This window comes from Flavobacterium sp., assembly GCF_044368995.1.
GTDB lineage: Bacteria > Bacteroidota > Bacteroidia > Flavobacteriales > Flavobacteriaceae > Flavobacterium.
Map to the genome: position 1 here is coordinate 1 of NZ_JBIPMS010000039.1, position 13,744 is coordinate 13,744.

Below are 13,744 nucleotides of genomic sequence, written 5' to 3' on the forward strand. Positions count from 1 at the left end.
GGCACAAGAAATATTAGAAAAATCGCCAATGTCTATCAGAATGTTAAAATTCGCTATGAATTTAACCGATGATGGTATGGTGGGTCAACAAGTTTTTGCTGGTGAAGCCACACGATTGGCCTACATGAGCGAAGAAGCTGTAGAAGGCAGAAATGCTTTCTTAGAAAAACGCAAACCTAATTTTGAGAAAAAGTACATTCCTTAGGTTGGGTGAAGGGTAAAGGGTAAAGGGTAAAAGTAAAAAGTAAAAAAGTGATCGCAAATAAAAAACTTCTTCTGTTTTTAAGCATTTCAATGCTAATTTATTGGTTACTTTGCAACACAATTGATGTATATAAATTTGCCGTTTTAGGTGTGTTTTATGAAATGCTTTGGTTGCCAATGATGGTAATGCTGTTTGTTTTACCAATAGTAAATACCTATTCTATGTTAAATACCAAAAACAGACTGATTCATTATTTTAGTTTGTTACTCAATATAATAACTTTATTAATCGTTTTCTTAATCTAATGAAAAACACCATACAATATTGGATTCAAGCCGCACGATTACGAACGTTACCCCTTTCTATTTCTGGAATTTTGGTAGGAAGTGCGTATGCGAATTACCAAAATAAATTTGAATGGATTGTTTTTGTGTTGGCATTATGTACCACATTGTCTTTTCAAGTATTATCCAATTTTGCCAACGATTATGGCGATGGTATAAAGGGAACAGATGCCAATAGAATTGGCGAAAAACGTTTAGTAGCTTCGGGTGAAATTACTTCTACCAAAATGAAAAGAGCAATTATAATTAACGGAATCATAGCGTTTGTATTAGCTGTTTTCTTGATTTATTTTGCTTTTGGGCAACAAAATTTTGTGTATTCGTTTACTTTTTTGGTGTTAGGTGTCGCTTCTATTGCTGCAGCCATAAAATATACCGTTGGCAATAACGCTTATGGTTACAGTGGTTTTGGAGATGTTTTCGTTTTTGTATTTTTTGGATTAGTAGCCGTTATTGGGAGTAATTTCTTATACTCGAAACATATCGATATAAAATTATTTCTTCCCGCTACGGCTATAGGAATGTTAAGCACTGCTGTTTTGAACTTAAACAATATGCGCGATATTGAAAATGACAGAATCGCAAATAAAAATACGTTAGTGGTAAAATTTGGATTGAAATGGGCAAAACAATACCAAGGTATTCTAATGGTTTTTTCTGTTATTATAGTTTGGATTTTTTTAATTTTATTACGATTAAATACATTATTGATACTGCCTTTTTTTCTATTTGCAGCTACTATACTTCAGAAAATAAACAAAGTTGATAAGTCATCTGATTTCGACCCTTTTTTAAAAAAAGTCGCTTTATTTGTTTTTTTCTTATCAATTGGAATAGGGTTTGTATTGTATTTCAACTAAACTATGTTTTACTATTTATAACGAAGCGACTCCAATTGTAAATGAAAACTGACTTATTAAATATTTTAAAATAAATTAAATGAAAAAAATATTCTTATTCCTACTTATTGCTCAAATTTCTTTCGCACAGAAAGATGGTTTTTGGGATAAAGAACGAGCTTTTACTAAAGAAATTAAACTTTCAGCGGGCAACCGAACGTTAGTTAAAATTGAAGATTTACCTGAAGGTGCCTCTGAATTTGTATTCCGAATTTTACTAATTGATGAAAACGGAAAAATCACTAATAGCTTGGCATCTGTTTTAAAAGCCATACCAGATCCTACAGGAATTAGTCAAGGCACAGCCGGGGCTCTTTTTTTAACCAATTCTCTTTCTGGCGACGACAAATGTGTTTATGGAATTTACACGTCTGAAAAGACCGGAAATCAGTTTTTAAAAGACGGAAAGTTAGAAACGGCCTGCTATTTTAGCAAAGAGCCTATAAATAAAGACAGTAAAGTAATTTCTATTAAAAACACCAACTGTTTTGAAAACGCACCCTCTATTTGGTTTGGTTTTGAAAATAAAAACTGGGTATTAAGTACCAAAATAGTTTTGGAAGTGGTTTCTTGGGTCGACTATTCTGCTAGCAGAGGATGGAATTTAGAAACAAAAAAAGAGTTAGTTGTATTAGGAAAAAAATTAGATTGGTATAAAAAATCATCTAATCAGTCATTATTTTTAGCTCAATTTGTTGAAAGTTTTACAGAAAAATATAAATTTTCAGAATACAATCAATTGTTAACCGTTGAGAAATCAAAAGCAATTAATGAAATGCAAGAAATAGCTTTAAAGAAAACCAATCAGTTTGATTCGTTTTTAACTACGATACGTGTGGAAGCCATTCAGTTAAACAACAAAAATAAAGTTGAGGAAGCCATTTCGAAAATTCAAAACGAAATTATTTTCAAAAATACTGCAAATCATATTGATTATGGGTTGATAGGAAGTTTTTATTTGTTGTCTAAGCAATTTGAAAAAGCAGAATTAAACCTAGAAAAAGCAATTTTATTAGACAAAACAGATTTAACGCATAGATTGAATTTGTCTTACGTGTATTTATTCACAGACCGTGTTTCGGAAGCAAAGGACCTTCATAACCAATATAAAACGCAAAACATTAACTCAAATGTAAGTTGGGTGAATCAAACTAAATCTGATTTTTCTGATTTTGAAAAGAATGGCTTTACTACTGATAATTTTAAAAAAATATTAAGAATACTTGAATAAAAGTCAATAACAAAGTTCCCAATTCAAAAGCGTTTTCGTTAAATTTGGAATTTGGAATTTTTTAATTTGGAATTTTAAATGAACGCTACCTACAAAAAGTACATCCTAAACTTTAAACGTCCAAGTGGCACCTCTCGTGGTGTGATGACGGAAAAAGAGACCTGGTTTTTACTATTGGAAGAAAATGGTAAAATTGGAATAGGTGAGTGCGGATTGTTGCGAGGATTATCTATTGATGATCGCCCAGACTATGAAGAAAAACTACAATGGGTGTGTGAAAACATCCATTTGGGTAAGGATGAATTATGGGGCAATTTGCTTGAATTTCCTTCCATTCAGTTTGGTGTAGAAATGGCATTTTTGTCTTTGCAATCAGCCACGCCTTTTGAATTGTTTCCTTCTGATTTTACCAAATCGAAAGATTCAATTTTAATTAACGGTTTGGTTTGGATGGGTGAGGAAGCTTTTATGAAACAACAAATTGAAGAAAAATTAGCTGAAGGTTTTACCTGTATCAAATTAAAAATAGGTGCGATTGATTTTGAAAAAGAACTAGGATTATTACGCTTTATTCGTCAACATTTTGATGCAAAAACCATTGAAATTCGTGTGGATGCCAACGGTGCTTTTAGTTCAATTGAAGCTTTAACAAAATTAAATCAATTATCTGAATTTGAATTACATAGCATTGAACAGCCTGTTCAAAAAAACAATACTGACAAGATGTCAGAGCTATGCAAAACCACACCAATACCAATAGCGTTAGACGAAGAATTAATTGGTGTTTTCGCTTATAAAGATAAAGCCAAGCTTCTAGATGCAATACAGCCACAATTTATTATTTTGAAACCAAGTTTTATTGGCGGCATAAAAGGTTGCTTAGAATGGATAGCATTAGCTGAAAAGCGGAATATTGGCTGGTGGATTACTTCTGCTTTGGAAAGTAATGTGGGCTTAAATGCGATTGCACAATTTACCTATACCTTAAATAATAAAATGCCACAAGGATTAGGAACCGGTGGCTTGTATACAAACAATTTTGATTGTCCTTTAGAAATCATAAACGGGCAGTTATTTTATGTAAAAGATCGAAATTGGGATTTTAAATTGTAAGTTTACAAATAGTTCCTATAAATTATACGTGTTATGAAGTTACTTTTATTACTTTACTTTTGCTTTACTATGAATTCGATTTCAATTTATAATTTTTCTAAAAACTCAAAAGTTTCCGATTGGATAATTATTGATGATGTAGTTATGGGCGGTCGTTCTAATGGTCGGTTTTCTATCGATGAAGATGGGAATGGCGTGTTTTCTGGTACAGTTTCAACTGAAAATTATGGTGGTTTTTCTTCTGTTAGGTATCAATTTGATAAAATAAATACGACAGTAGATAGTAAAATTTCTATAAAACTAAAAGGAGACGGTAAAGAATATCAAATTAGAATTAAAGACAAAACATCAAGATATTATTCTTACATCACAACTTTTAAAACTAACGGGAATTGGCAAGAAATTAGTATCAATATGAAAGATTTATATCCTTCTTTCCGTGGTCAGAATTTAGATTTACCAAATTACAACAGCAACTCTTTTGAAGAACTAGTTTTTTTAATTGGTAATAAAAAAAATGAATCCTTTCAATTGGTAATTGATAAAATTGAACTCAATTAGATTTACGTAAATCAAAAATTGTAATTCGTAAATTACAATTTTTCCATATTACTAGCCAAAGTTTCAATAAACTTAGTGATTGGTCCTTTTACCATCATGGCCATCATCGCATTAAATTCACCTTCAAAAAACAATTGTACTTCTGTTGTATTTTCTGAAATAGCATCTATTTTTGCGGTTAATGTAAACGGTAATTTACTTGATGCAGCACCTAAAATAATTTCTGAATTTGGTGTGCTTGCTTTTTTTATCAATTTAATTTCTGGCATACCTTTTAAACCAAATTCAAAGCAATTTTCATCAATAACTTCAAATTTTGCTATATTTTCAGGCATTAATTTCTCGAAATTTTTAATATCTGATAAGGCATTAAAAATATATGCTGCTGATTTGTCTACGCTTGTTTTTGGACTTTCTAAATTCATTATGTTGTTTTTTTTGTTCAGGTTTAGTAAATATAAACTCGTAAATCTTACATTCAAAAGTACTGTTTATTTTTTGTAATTCAAATAATCTTGTAATAGTATTGTTGCGGCAATTTCGTCTATTAAACCTTTGTTTTGGCGTTGTTTTTTCTTTAAACCGCTATCAATCATAGTTTGAAATGCCATTTTTGAAGTAAAACGTTCATCTACGCGTTCCATTTTCATATTTGGAAATTCGGTATGAAATTGCTTAATGAATATTTCTATAATTTCTGTGCTTTCACTTGGTAAGCCATTCATTTGTTTAGGTTCACCGATGATTACAACTGAAACATTTTCTTTCGAAAAATACGTTTTTAAAAAAGGAATTAAATCTAAAGACGGAATAGTGGTAAGTCCGCTTGCAATAATTTGAAAGTCGTCTGTAACTGCAATTCCAGTCCGTTTTTGTCCGTAATCTATGGATAAAATTCGTGCCATTTGATTAATTTAAATACAAAAGTAAGTAAAACCCTATGTAAATATATAAATTACTACAAATAAAAAATCTCACCTTGATAAATCAAGATGAGATTTTAAAAATATATTTTTTTTATTTATTGTTTTGTAGTTGGTAAACTTTCTAAAATTTCCACTTCAAAAATGAGATTACTGTTTGGTGGAATTACGTTTCCGGCACCTCTTTCGCCATATCCTAATTTAGCAGGAATAAAGAAAATTGCTTTTTCGTTGAAATTCATATTGTTAATGCCTTCTAAAAACCCAGGGATTAAACCACCTTTGCTTCCGCATTTAAATGGAAAAGGTTGGTAACCGTTTTGATTGGCTCTATTTTGATCGAATTTACCATACATTTTGTTAACAGCTTCGTAGCTACTGTCAAAAAGAGTACCGTCTTCTAAATATCCTGCATAATGCACATAAATATCTTTTCCTTCTGCAGGTTTAACTCCAGTTCCTTTTTGTAAGATGCTATATTGTAAACCACTTGCTGTAGTTGTGGTCTTAGCTTTTAAAGTGGCTAATTCAGCAACTTTGGCAGCTAAAAGAGGGCCGAATTTTTCTTTCATTTCTTTGTCGGCAGTAGCTTTTGCTTCCGCTTCTTTTTGTTTTCTTTCAGTTTCTAATATAGCTGATGCCTCTGCTCTAATTCTGGCTTCTTCTGCTTCTTTTTTATCTAATTCAGGTTTCATTTTCATATACTCTGAAAACACTTTTTCTGCATTGAAATTTTTAGCTAATTTTCCTTTTCTAACAATTACTACTTTTTCAATTACATCATCCTGAGCAATAGCATCTACTACTTTTTGCCCTTCAATAACGTGACCGAAAACACTGTGTTTATTGTTTAACCAAGGTGTATCTTTATGTGTAATGAAAAATTGAGAACCGTTTGTTGCAGGTCCAGAATTTGCCATAGAAAATATTCCAGGTTTGTCATGTTTTAAGCTTGGATCAAATTCGTCTTTAAATTTATATCCAGGATCTCCGGCTCCAGTTCCTAAAGGACAACCACCTTGAATCATAAAATTTGGAATAACTCTGTGGAATTTTAAACCATCATAATATGGTTTTCCTTTTCTGTCGTTTGTTACAAATTCATTTTTACCTTCTGCTAATGAAATAAAATTAGCTACAGTAATTGGTGTTTTTTGAAATTCTAACTGTAAGGCAATTTTACCTTTGTTGGTATATATTTCTGCAAATATACCTTCCAAAACTACTGGTTTTGGTTTCACATTTTTAGTTTGTGCTAAAGAAACAGTGGCTGTTAAAGCACATAATAGTAATACTAACTTTTTCATATTTAAATAAATTATTGTTTTTCTAATAGTTCTACTTCAAATAAAAGCGTAGCATTTGGTGGAATTGCACCATAGCTTTGTTCGCCGTAACCTAAATGACCAGGAATTAATAAGGCCATTTTATCTCCAAATTTCATATTTTCTAATCCTTCAATAAATCCTGGAATTAAGCCAGTTTTACTGCCATAAGTAAAAGGGAATGGAGCATATCCTTTTGCTTCTTTTCTTGCTAAATCTAATAAGCCATTTTCTTCAGCAACATTACTATAACTTGTGTCAAATAAAGTACCGTCTGTAAAAAATCCAGCATAATGCACATATACTTTTTGACTATAAACAGGTTTTTTTCCTTTTCCTGAAGATATAATTTTATAAATTAATCCTGACTTTGTTTTCTTACCTGTAGTTTTTATAGTTTCAATTTGAGCCACTTTTTTAATTTTTATTTGCTCAAGTACTTTTTGTAATTCAGCTTGTTTGTCAAAATAATCTTTAAATACTTTAACAGCATCAAATTTTTTGGCAGCATCGCCAATTCGTATGATTTTAACACTATTTATTTTGTCACCAACTACTATGGTATTCACAACTTCTAATCCTTCTACAACTTCTCCAAAAACACTATGTTTGCCATCTAAATAAGAAGTAGCATCTGTGGTGATAAAAAATTGAGAACCATTTGTGTTTGGTCCTGAATTTGCCATCGATAAAATTCCTGCTTTTCCATGATTTAATTCTGGATGAAATTCATCTTTAAATTTGTACCCAGTTCCGCCTTGTCCTGACCCTAAAGGATCGCCACCTTGAATCATAGGAGGGTTTGATTCTACTCTGTGAAAAGTTAACCCGTCAAAAAAATGAATGCCTTTGTATTTTGAGTTGACATAATTATTTTTTCCTTCTGTTAAAGTCACAAAGTTCGCAACAGTAAAAGGGACTTTTTCAAATTCTAATTTTACAGTTATACCTCCTTTTGAAGTTTCAATTTTGGCATACAAGCCATCTGATAAATTACTATTTTCAACTTTGTCTTTGCAAGAAATAAATAGCGTTGTAAAAAAAAGTAGGGTTAGTATCTTTTTCATTTTATAATTATTGAGTAGTTTCCGTTTTAATTTCATTTAATGTTACCAAGCAAATAATTGGTTGATTGGTTCCGATTTTTTTATCATCACCATGATAGCCATAGGCAGATTGGGAAGGAAAAATGAATTTTACTTTATCGCCTATGTGCATTAATTTTATACCGTTTCTTAAACCGCTCAATATGTTTTGTTTGTCAACATAATACGTTTGTGTTTTTAATTCTGCAGCGGTATAAATACTATTTCCGTATAAATCGGTAATTTCATAATCAAATTGAACCACATCGCCTTTTATAGGAAGCACATTTTCTGCACTTTTATTTTCATAAGCATACCAAAATCCTTTTTCTGATCGATTATAAATAAATGCCGTATCTTTTTGAATGATTTTTGTAATGGCTATTTTTTCTTGTTCATTCAATTTTTTATTTCTATCAATGGATTCTTTCATAAAAGTTCCAGAATTTCTAGAAATCGGTTGGCGCGCTTGTTTTTCAGAACACGAAGCGATGAAAATTGTTACTACTATAAGTAATATAGATTTGAATGCATTCATTATTGTTACTTTATTTTTTTTCGACTGCTAAAATAGCAATAAATTTAGTTATTGTGCCTTCTAAAGTATCAAAAGATTTTCCGCCAGCTGCATTTTTGTGCCCACCACCATTAAAATGGTTTCTGGCAAACTGATTTACATCGAAATCACCTTGCGATCGGAAAGATATTTTAATTATTTTTTCTTCAGCAACTTCTGTAAAAAAAGCTGTAAAATCTATATTTTTAATGGTTAAGCCGTAATTTACAATACCTTCTGTATCGCCTTTTTTAACTTGTAATTCGTTTTGTTCTTGTTGCGAAAGTGCAATGTAACTGGTTTTGTATTCGGGTAACACTTTCATATTTGAAAGCGCTTTTCCTAAAATTTGAAGTTTATTATAATCGCCATTATCGTATAAATTTTCATGAATTTGCGAATTATTAACTCCTATATCAATTAAATTTCCCACAATACGATGTAAGTTTCCTGTAGTTCTTGGAAAACGAAATCCACCAGAATCTGTTGCAATTCCAGTATACAAACACGTGGCTGCAGTCAGATTTATATAGTCTCCAAGTGCTAATTTTTGTATTAATTCATACACCATTTGGCAAGTTGAACTATATCCTATATCTGAAAACGTATATTTTGCAAAATTATCTGGTTTTTCATGATGATCAATCATAATAAATGTTGCAGAAAGTGTTTTTAAAACAGTTTCCATTTGTTCACCAGCGCGATGAAACGCATTAAAATCTAGGGTGAAAATAAGCTCTGCTTCGTTCAAAACTTCTATTGCTTCTAAATTCTTAGTGCCTTCATAAATCAAAGTTGCTTCTTCAATGCCAGGAATCCATTGTAAATAATCTGGAATTTCATTTGGAACAACAACGGTTATTTGGTGATTTAATAGTTTTAAAATATGATATAAACCAAGCGTAGAGCCCATAGCATCACCATCAACATTTCTATGAGGAATGATGGCAATTTTTTTTGGATTTGCTAAAAGTTGTTGCAACTCTTTAATTTGAGTTTCGTTTAAATGTGTCATTAATTATATATTTTTAAACCAATTATAACCCCCAAAAAACCTATGATTATGGAAGATAATGTATAAACTACGGCTAAGTTATAATTTTGATTTTGAATAAATTGAATATTTTCTAAACTAAATGTCGAAAAAGTTGTAAAACCACCACAAAAACCAGTAATAAGCAAAATTTTTAAAGTTTCGTTTTGTAAATTATTTTTTTGAATGTAGCCAAAAAGTAAGCCAATTAACAAACAGCCTAAACCATTTGCAATGAAAGTTGCCCAAGGAAACTGTGTTGTGTTATTTTTAGTTAGAAAATAACTTAATAAATATCTAGCTACGCTTCCTATTCCGCCACCAAGGAGTACCAAAAGTATATTTTTTATCATCTTTTTAAACTAAAATGGCCTTTTATGTTTTTACCGTTTGTGGCTTCCAATACAAACCAATAATCTGTTGAAGGAAGAATTTGTTTGTTAAAAGTTCCGTCCCAACTGGTGTTGCTTTTATTTATTTCTTTTATTAGTTTGCCAAATTTATCAAAAATATAAATTTTACTGTTTTCTAACCCTTTTTTTTCTAAATTTTTTATTTGCCACGTATCATTAAAAGAATCACCATTAGGCGTAAAAAATTTTGGATAGGAAATTGCAAAAAAGGTATCAGAAACGGTTCCACAATTCTCTTCTTTTACATAAACTATGTATTCTCCAGCATCAGGCAAATTAAAAATGGGTGTATTTTGAAAGTTGATACCATCAATTGAATAAGTGTAATTTCCATTTCCGGAAATAGTAACTGCTGCGGTTAAATCCTCCTCAAAATCGTTTACCTCAATGTTTGTGATTGTGGTAATTTCAGTATTAATAGCCGTAAATGTTTTTGTATTGTTACACCCATTTGCGCTTGTTAATGTAACTATATAATTTCCTGCATTTGAAATAGATATGGTTTGTGAATTCTGAACAGGTAAAGTATTCCAACTATAATTAGAAAAACCATTTGGAGCACTAATATTTTTTGGAACATTATTGCAAATATTTATTATTTCGGTGACTAAGATACCGCCAGATGAAATTACGTTTAAAGTAATTGGTATATTAGAATAGCAATTTTCAAGCGAAATGATTCGAGCATAAATAATTTGTTGATTTGGAACGGTATTCGTAAAGTTTGCTGGTAAAGCAATAGTTCCTGAAGTAGAATCAAATAAAGCTACAGCATAATTGCTGGCTAAATTGTTGAAAATTTGTGTTCTAATGGAGTTCAAATCAAAGTTAGCAAGTCCATCCGAATTAAAATCACAAGCTGTAAAACTGGTAGTTGATGGTGTAATATTTGGCGCATATTCAATTTCAATATTCCCTGTAATAATGCATGTGGTATTGATGGTTATTTCTACAGCATAAATTCCAGCTGAGCTTACGTCATATGTAGCACTATTTGTTCCAACTTGAGTACCATTTTTGAACCATTTATAATTTGTAGCGCCAGTTTGTGTAGCGTTTAAGGTTAAAATTTCATTTGCACAAAGCGAATTTCCGGTGTCGATTAATCTATTTGGACCTAAGTCTTTTTCAGATACAAAACTACCGGCTTTTAAAAATATACCAGAATCATATCGTTCATTTCCCTCATCGGCGATTACTAATTTTATATGATATAAATTCCCTGGAATTACTGTCGCTTGTGCGGTTAAAATTTTCGTTTGGCCATCAAAAGTTGTAGGGTAATTACCCGTATTAAACGCATCAAAATACATTTCATTAGCGGCAGGGCAAATTGTGCCGGTTCCTCTTACTGTATTTATTTTAACAGGAATTGAGGTACCAGGTACTAACGCTAAATTTTGATAATTAGTGGCACTAACTTCCTTTAACAGAAAAGCAAAGCCATCGGAAAAATTACATTGATCTGAACTAGGGTTTAAAAGATATTGCTCGGATGCAAAAATATATTCAAAGCTAATAGTATTTGCATTGGGTATAAAATCGAATTCTAAAACAGTAGCATTAAATGTATCAGTTAAACTTAGCGCAGTATTCAAATCGGAGTCACCATTCCATCCCATTCCAATACCTGAATCAGAAAAATTTGAATTAGGCCCAACGGTTGAGTTTAATTTTCCAGTGCTCAAAACAATACCTTCTTGAAATGGAAATATAGAACCATTTGCGTTAAAATAACCATAACTTAAATCTCCAGAAATAAAATTTCCGCTAGTTACAGAAAAGTTACTTACAGAAACACAACCACTATTAACTAAAATGTTTTCAATTAGTTGTTGTGCTGTATAGGTTTGATTTACAGTTATATTTTGTGAAACACCAACGTTAAATAAAACGCCAAAAAATATAAATATTATTTTTTTCATAGCATCAGCAAATATACTATAAATCTCGTTTTTTAAGGATGTAAAATGATAAAAATAAGAACACGCATGTCCAAAAAAGTACTATGGCAATATTAATAGGTTGTACTGCATAGTTTTTTTCAATAGTTGCACCTACAGTATTCGTTACCGATTTTATAAAATTTAATCTAGTAAAGGGTTCAATAATTAAATTGGACATCGATTCTAAGGGTAGTGTATTTTTAACCCAATCGATTACTAATGTGTCTTTATCTAAATGTGTATAACCTAAAATTTGATATTTTAAAATGGCATGACCAATATTTTCGCTTAAAAACCAAACAAAAATAAATCCTAATGTAAAAGCAGATCGTTTTATAAGCAATGCAAGAAACAAACAGAAAGAGAAAAACGCAACATGTTTTAAAAAATAGGCAAACAAATATTCTAAATCCGAAAAAATTATACCCATTTCTGTATATGAAGAATATTTTAAACCTAATATCAAACTAATTAGAAATACCAAAATGGTAGAAACTAATGAGAACACTAAAATGGTATATACTTTTGATAATAAAAATTCTTTTTTAGACATGCCGTCTATTAAATTTTGTTTTAATGTACCATAACTGTATTCGTTCGCAATCATAGAAACGATAATTACTGCCAAAAATATTTTTAGCCAGGAGGCAATGAATGTTGTAAAGTGCCAAATGTATGGAAAGTTAAAAAACCCACTTTTAGCGGCTTCAAATTTAAAAATACCAAAATCGAATTCAATTAATGCTACCGTCGCTAATAAAGATAGCGATAAAAAGTAGATTATGGTTAGTATTCTACTGGCCTTGTTTTGCCATATTTTTTGTAATTCTATAGAGAGTAATCTTTTCATTTTTTTGGGTATAAGGTTTTGGAATTTGGAATTTAGAATTTGAAATTTAAAATTTTACTTTTGTTTCGTTAATTCTAAAAACTGTTCTTCTAAACTGTGCTTTCTTTTTACTAAATGTGTAAGTGTAATATTTTGTTTAAATAAGTGTGAATTTAATTCAGATGCTTCCAAATTTGCATTTAAATACACCAATACTTTAGAGTCTTCTTCTTCTATTTTTTCAATTTGAGGAAAGGAAGCTAATGCAGTTTTTAATTGTACTAAATTATCTGATTCCAATTCAAAAAAACCCTCGTTTGAAGTAATTCCGTCAACTGCTCCTTGGTATAAAGTAACCCCGTTACGAATCACAATTACATGTGAACAAACTTTTTCTACTTCGTCTAACAAGTGAGAAGCTAAAAGAATTGTAGTGCCTTGGTTGGCAATAATTCGAATTAAATCTCGAATTTGTCTTATGCCTTGAGGATCTAAGCCATTTGTAGGTTCATCTAAAATTAAAATTTCCGGATCATTTAATAGGGCAGAAGCAATGGCCAAACGTTGTTTCATTCCTAAAGAATAGGTTTTAAATTTGCTGTCTTTTCTTTCTAAAAGACCTACTAATTCTAATTTTTCGGAGACTTTTGTAAAAGGAATATTTTTTATTTTGCAAACTAATTTCAAATTGTCTTCCGCTGACATGTAAGGGTAAAAGTTGGGGCGTTCGATAATTGCGCCGACTTTTTTTAGGGCTTCATGGGTAGAATAAGCACCGTGAAACCATTCAAATTCTCCAGAAGTTTTGTTTACCACATTTAGTACAATGCCTAAAGTAGTAGATTTTCCAGAACCATTAGGACCTAAAATTCCATAAACATTACCTTTTTTTATTTCAATAGAAACGTTGTTTACCGCATGAACCTTGCCGTATTTTTTATGTAGATTGGTAATTTTTAATATAGTTTCCAATAGTTTTACGTATTTAAATTATAAGTAAGACGACAGAAACTTTATCCCGTTACACGAATTCGTTAAGAAATTTCGATTTATTTTTTCGAATATATGCAACAATAAGCGATACAACATCTTCGTCTTCTTCAGTAAAGAAAATTTCATCTAAGTCTTCCCAACCTGAGATAATTTTCTCGTCAAGCTTGGTAATAACTTCTTGTCTTTTAGTGGTGTTTTCTATATATTTTACTGTAAATAATTGAAATGCTTTTGTCAGTAATGCAGCTGTTTTAGTCGCTTCAATCTCTTTATATGCTTGAATAATTT

17 protein-coding genes are annotated in these 13,744 nt (G+C 30.8%); 6 read left to right on the forward strand and 11 right to left on the reverse strand.

The window, feature by feature from the left end; genetic code table 11:
- From ACIQ2I_RS04420 to ACIQ2I_RS04445, 6 genes are all read left to right on the forward strand, one after another.
- The coding region (locus ACIQ2I_RS04420) for an enoyl-CoA hydratase-related protein (protein WP_396181221.1) at positions 1–205 on the forward strand (205 nt) is incomplete at its 5' end.
- Positions 206–252: 47 nt separating this feature from the next.
- Positions 253–510, forward strand: a complete 258-nt coding sequence (locus ACIQ2I_RS04425; RefSeq protein WP_396181222.1) for a hypothetical protein — start codon at positions 253–255, stop codon at positions 508–510.
- Positions 510–1,409: a 1,4-dihydroxy-2-naphthoate octaprenyltransferase gene (menA, locus tag ACIQ2I_RS04430; RefSeq protein ID WP_396181223.1), complete on the forward strand. Its 900-nt coding sequence runs from the start codon at positions 510–512 to the stop codon at positions 1,407–1,409. The genes ACIQ2I_RS04425 and menA overlap by 1 nt, the downstream gene beginning before the upstream one ends.
- A gap of 79 nt (positions 1,410–1,488) precedes the next feature.
- A complete protein-coding gene (locus ACIQ2I_RS04435; RefSeq protein WP_396181224.1) occupies positions 1,489–2,679 on the forward strand; it encodes a tetratricopeptide repeat protein in 1,191 nt (396 codons plus the stop codon).
- A gap of 78 nt (positions 2,680–2,757) precedes the next feature.
- Complete coding sequence (locus ACIQ2I_RS04440) at positions 2,758–3,792, forward strand: o-succinylbenzoate synthase (protein WP_396181225.1); 1,035 nt, start codon at positions 2,758–2,760, stop codon at positions 3,790–3,792.
- Between the two features lie 33 nt (positions 3,793–3,825).
- Complete coding sequence (locus ACIQ2I_RS04445) at positions 3,826–4,353, forward strand: CIA30 family protein (RefSeq protein WP_396181226.1); 528 nt, start codon at positions 3,826–3,828, stop codon at positions 4,351–4,353.
- 32 nt (positions 4,354–4,385) lie between these two features.
- On the opposite strand, the gene ACIQ2I_RS04450 is transcribed toward ACIQ2I_RS04445, so the two are convergent.
- The 11 genes from ACIQ2I_RS04450 to ACIQ2I_RS04500 all read right to left on the reverse strand — a co-directional run.
- Positions 4,386–4,778 carry an SRPBCC family protein gene (locus ACIQ2I_RS04450; RefSeq protein ID WP_396181227.1) on the reverse strand — a complete coding sequence of 131 codons (393 nt, stop codon included), beginning with the start codon at positions 4,776–4,778 and terminating at the stop codon, positions 4,386–4,388.
- 66 nt (positions 4,779–4,844) lie between these two features.
- The gene (ruvX, locus tag ACIQ2I_RS04455; RefSeq protein ID WP_396181228.1) at positions 4,845–5,258 is read right to left on the reverse strand and encodes a Holliday junction resolvase RuvX; all 414 of its coding nucleotides are present in this window, start codon (positions 5,256–5,258) and stop codon (positions 4,845–4,847) included.
- 116 nt (positions 5,259–5,374) lie between these two features.
- Positions 5,375–6,583, reverse strand: a complete 1,209-nt coding sequence (locus ACIQ2I_RS04460) for a peptidylprolyl isomerase (RefSeq protein ID WP_396181229.1) — start codon at positions 6,581–6,583, stop codon at positions 5,375–5,377.
- Positions 6,584–6,594: 11 nt separating this feature from the next.
- Positions 6,595–7,668 (reverse strand): peptidylprolyl isomerase, encoded by a 1,074-nt coding sequence (locus tag ACIQ2I_RS04465; RefSeq protein WP_396181230.1) that lies wholly within the window; start codon positions 7,666–7,668, stop codon positions 6,595–6,597.
- Positions 7,669–7,675: 7 nt separating this feature from the next.
- Complete coding sequence (gene gldI / locus ACIQ2I_RS04470; protein WP_396181231.1) at positions 7,676–8,224, reverse strand: gliding motility-associated peptidyl-prolyl isomerase GldI; 549 nt, start codon at positions 8,222–8,224, stop codon at positions 7,676–7,678.
- A gap of 10 nt (positions 8,225–8,234) precedes the next feature.
- A complete protein-coding gene (locus tag ACIQ2I_RS04475; RefSeq protein WP_396181232.1) occupies positions 8,235–9,257 on the reverse strand; it encodes a bifunctional oligoribonuclease/PAP phosphatase NrnA in 1,023 nt (340 codons plus the stop codon).
- Positions 9,257–9,628 carry a fluoride efflux transporter CrcB gene (crcB, locus tag ACIQ2I_RS04480; protein WP_396181233.1) on the reverse strand — a complete coding sequence of 124 codons (372 nt, stop codon included), beginning with the start codon at positions 9,626–9,628 and terminating at the stop codon, positions 9,257–9,259. Before crcB ends, ACIQ2I_RS04475 begins: the two co-directional genes overlap by 1 nt.
- Positions 9,625–11,613 carry a choice-of-anchor L domain-containing protein gene (locus tag ACIQ2I_RS04485; RefSeq protein WP_396181234.1) on the reverse strand — a complete coding sequence of 663 codons (1,989 nt, stop codon included), beginning with the start codon at positions 11,611–11,613 and terminating at the stop codon, positions 9,625–9,627. Before ACIQ2I_RS04485 ends, crcB begins: the two co-directional genes overlap by 4 nt.
- Positions 11,614–11,629: 16 nt before the next feature.
- Positions 11,630–12,484, reverse strand: coding sequence for an ABC transporter permease (locus ACIQ2I_RS04490; RefSeq protein WP_396181235.1), 855 nt, complete (start codon positions 12,482–12,484; stop codon positions 11,630–11,632).
- 54 nt (positions 12,485–12,538) lie between these two features.
- Positions 12,539–13,435 carry an ABC transporter ATP-binding protein gene (locus tag ACIQ2I_RS04495; RefSeq protein WP_396181236.1) on the reverse strand — a complete coding sequence of 299 codons (897 nt, stop codon included), beginning with the start codon at positions 13,433–13,435 and terminating at the stop codon, positions 12,539–12,541.
- Positions 13,436–13,484: 49 nt separating this feature from the next.
- Positions 13,485–13,744: DUF4375 domain-containing protein (locus tag ACIQ2I_RS04500; protein WP_396181237.1), on the reverse strand; the 260-nt coding region annotated here is incomplete at its 5' end.

What these genes read in the sequence shown, in the direction of transcription:
- menA (WP_396181223.1), top strand. Translation starts at nt 510, where the DNA reads ATGAAAAACACCATACAATATTGGATTCAAGCCGCACGATTACGAACG.
- ACIQ2I_RS04435 (WP_396181224.1), top strand. Translation starts at nt 1,489, where the DNA reads ATGAAAAAAATATTCTTATTCCTACTTATTGCTCAAATTTCTTTCGCA.
- ACIQ2I_RS04440 (WP_396181225.1), top strand. Translation starts at nt 2,758, where the DNA reads ATGAACGCTACCTACAAAAAGTACATCCTAAACTTTAAACGTCCAAGT.
- ACIQ2I_RS04445 (WP_396181226.1), top strand. Translation starts at nt 3,826, where the DNA reads ATGAAGTTACTTTTATTACTTTACTTTTGCTTTACTATGAATTCGATT.
- ACIQ2I_RS04450 (WP_396181227.1), bottom strand. Translation starts at nt 4,778, where the DNA reads ATGAATTTAGAAAGTCCAAAAACAAGCGTAGACAAATCAGCAGCATAT.
- ruvX (WP_396181228.1), bottom strand. Translation starts at nt 5,258, where the DNA reads ATGGCACGAATTTTATCCATAGATTACGGACAAAAACGGACTGGAATT.
- ACIQ2I_RS04460 (WP_396181229.1), bottom strand. Translation starts at nt 6,583, where the DNA reads ATGAAAAAGTTAGTATTACTATTATGTGCTTTAACAGCCACTGTTTCT.
- ACIQ2I_RS04465 (WP_396181230.1), bottom strand. Translation starts at nt 7,668, where the DNA reads ATGAAAAAGATACTAACCCTACTTTTTTTTACAACGCTATTTATTTCT.
- gldI (WP_396181231.1), bottom strand. Translation starts at nt 8,224, where the DNA reads ATGAATGCATTCAAATCTATATTACTTATAGTAGTAACAATTTTCATC.
- ACIQ2I_RS04475 (WP_396181232.1), bottom strand. Translation starts at nt 9,257, where the DNA reads ATGACACATTTAAACGAAACTCAAATTAAAGAGTTGCAACAACTTTTA.
- crcB (WP_396181233.1), bottom strand. Translation starts at nt 9,628, where the DNA reads ATGATAAAAAATATACTTTTGGTACTCCTTGGTGGCGGAATAGGAAGC.
- ACIQ2I_RS04485 (WP_396181234.1), bottom strand. Translation starts at nt 11,613, where the DNA reads ATGAAAAAAATAATATTTATATTTTTTGGCGTTTTATTTAACGTTGGT.
- ACIQ2I_RS04490 (WP_396181235.1), bottom strand. Translation starts at nt 12,484, where the DNA reads ATGAAAAGATTACTCTCTATAGAATTACAAAAAATATGGCAAAACAAG.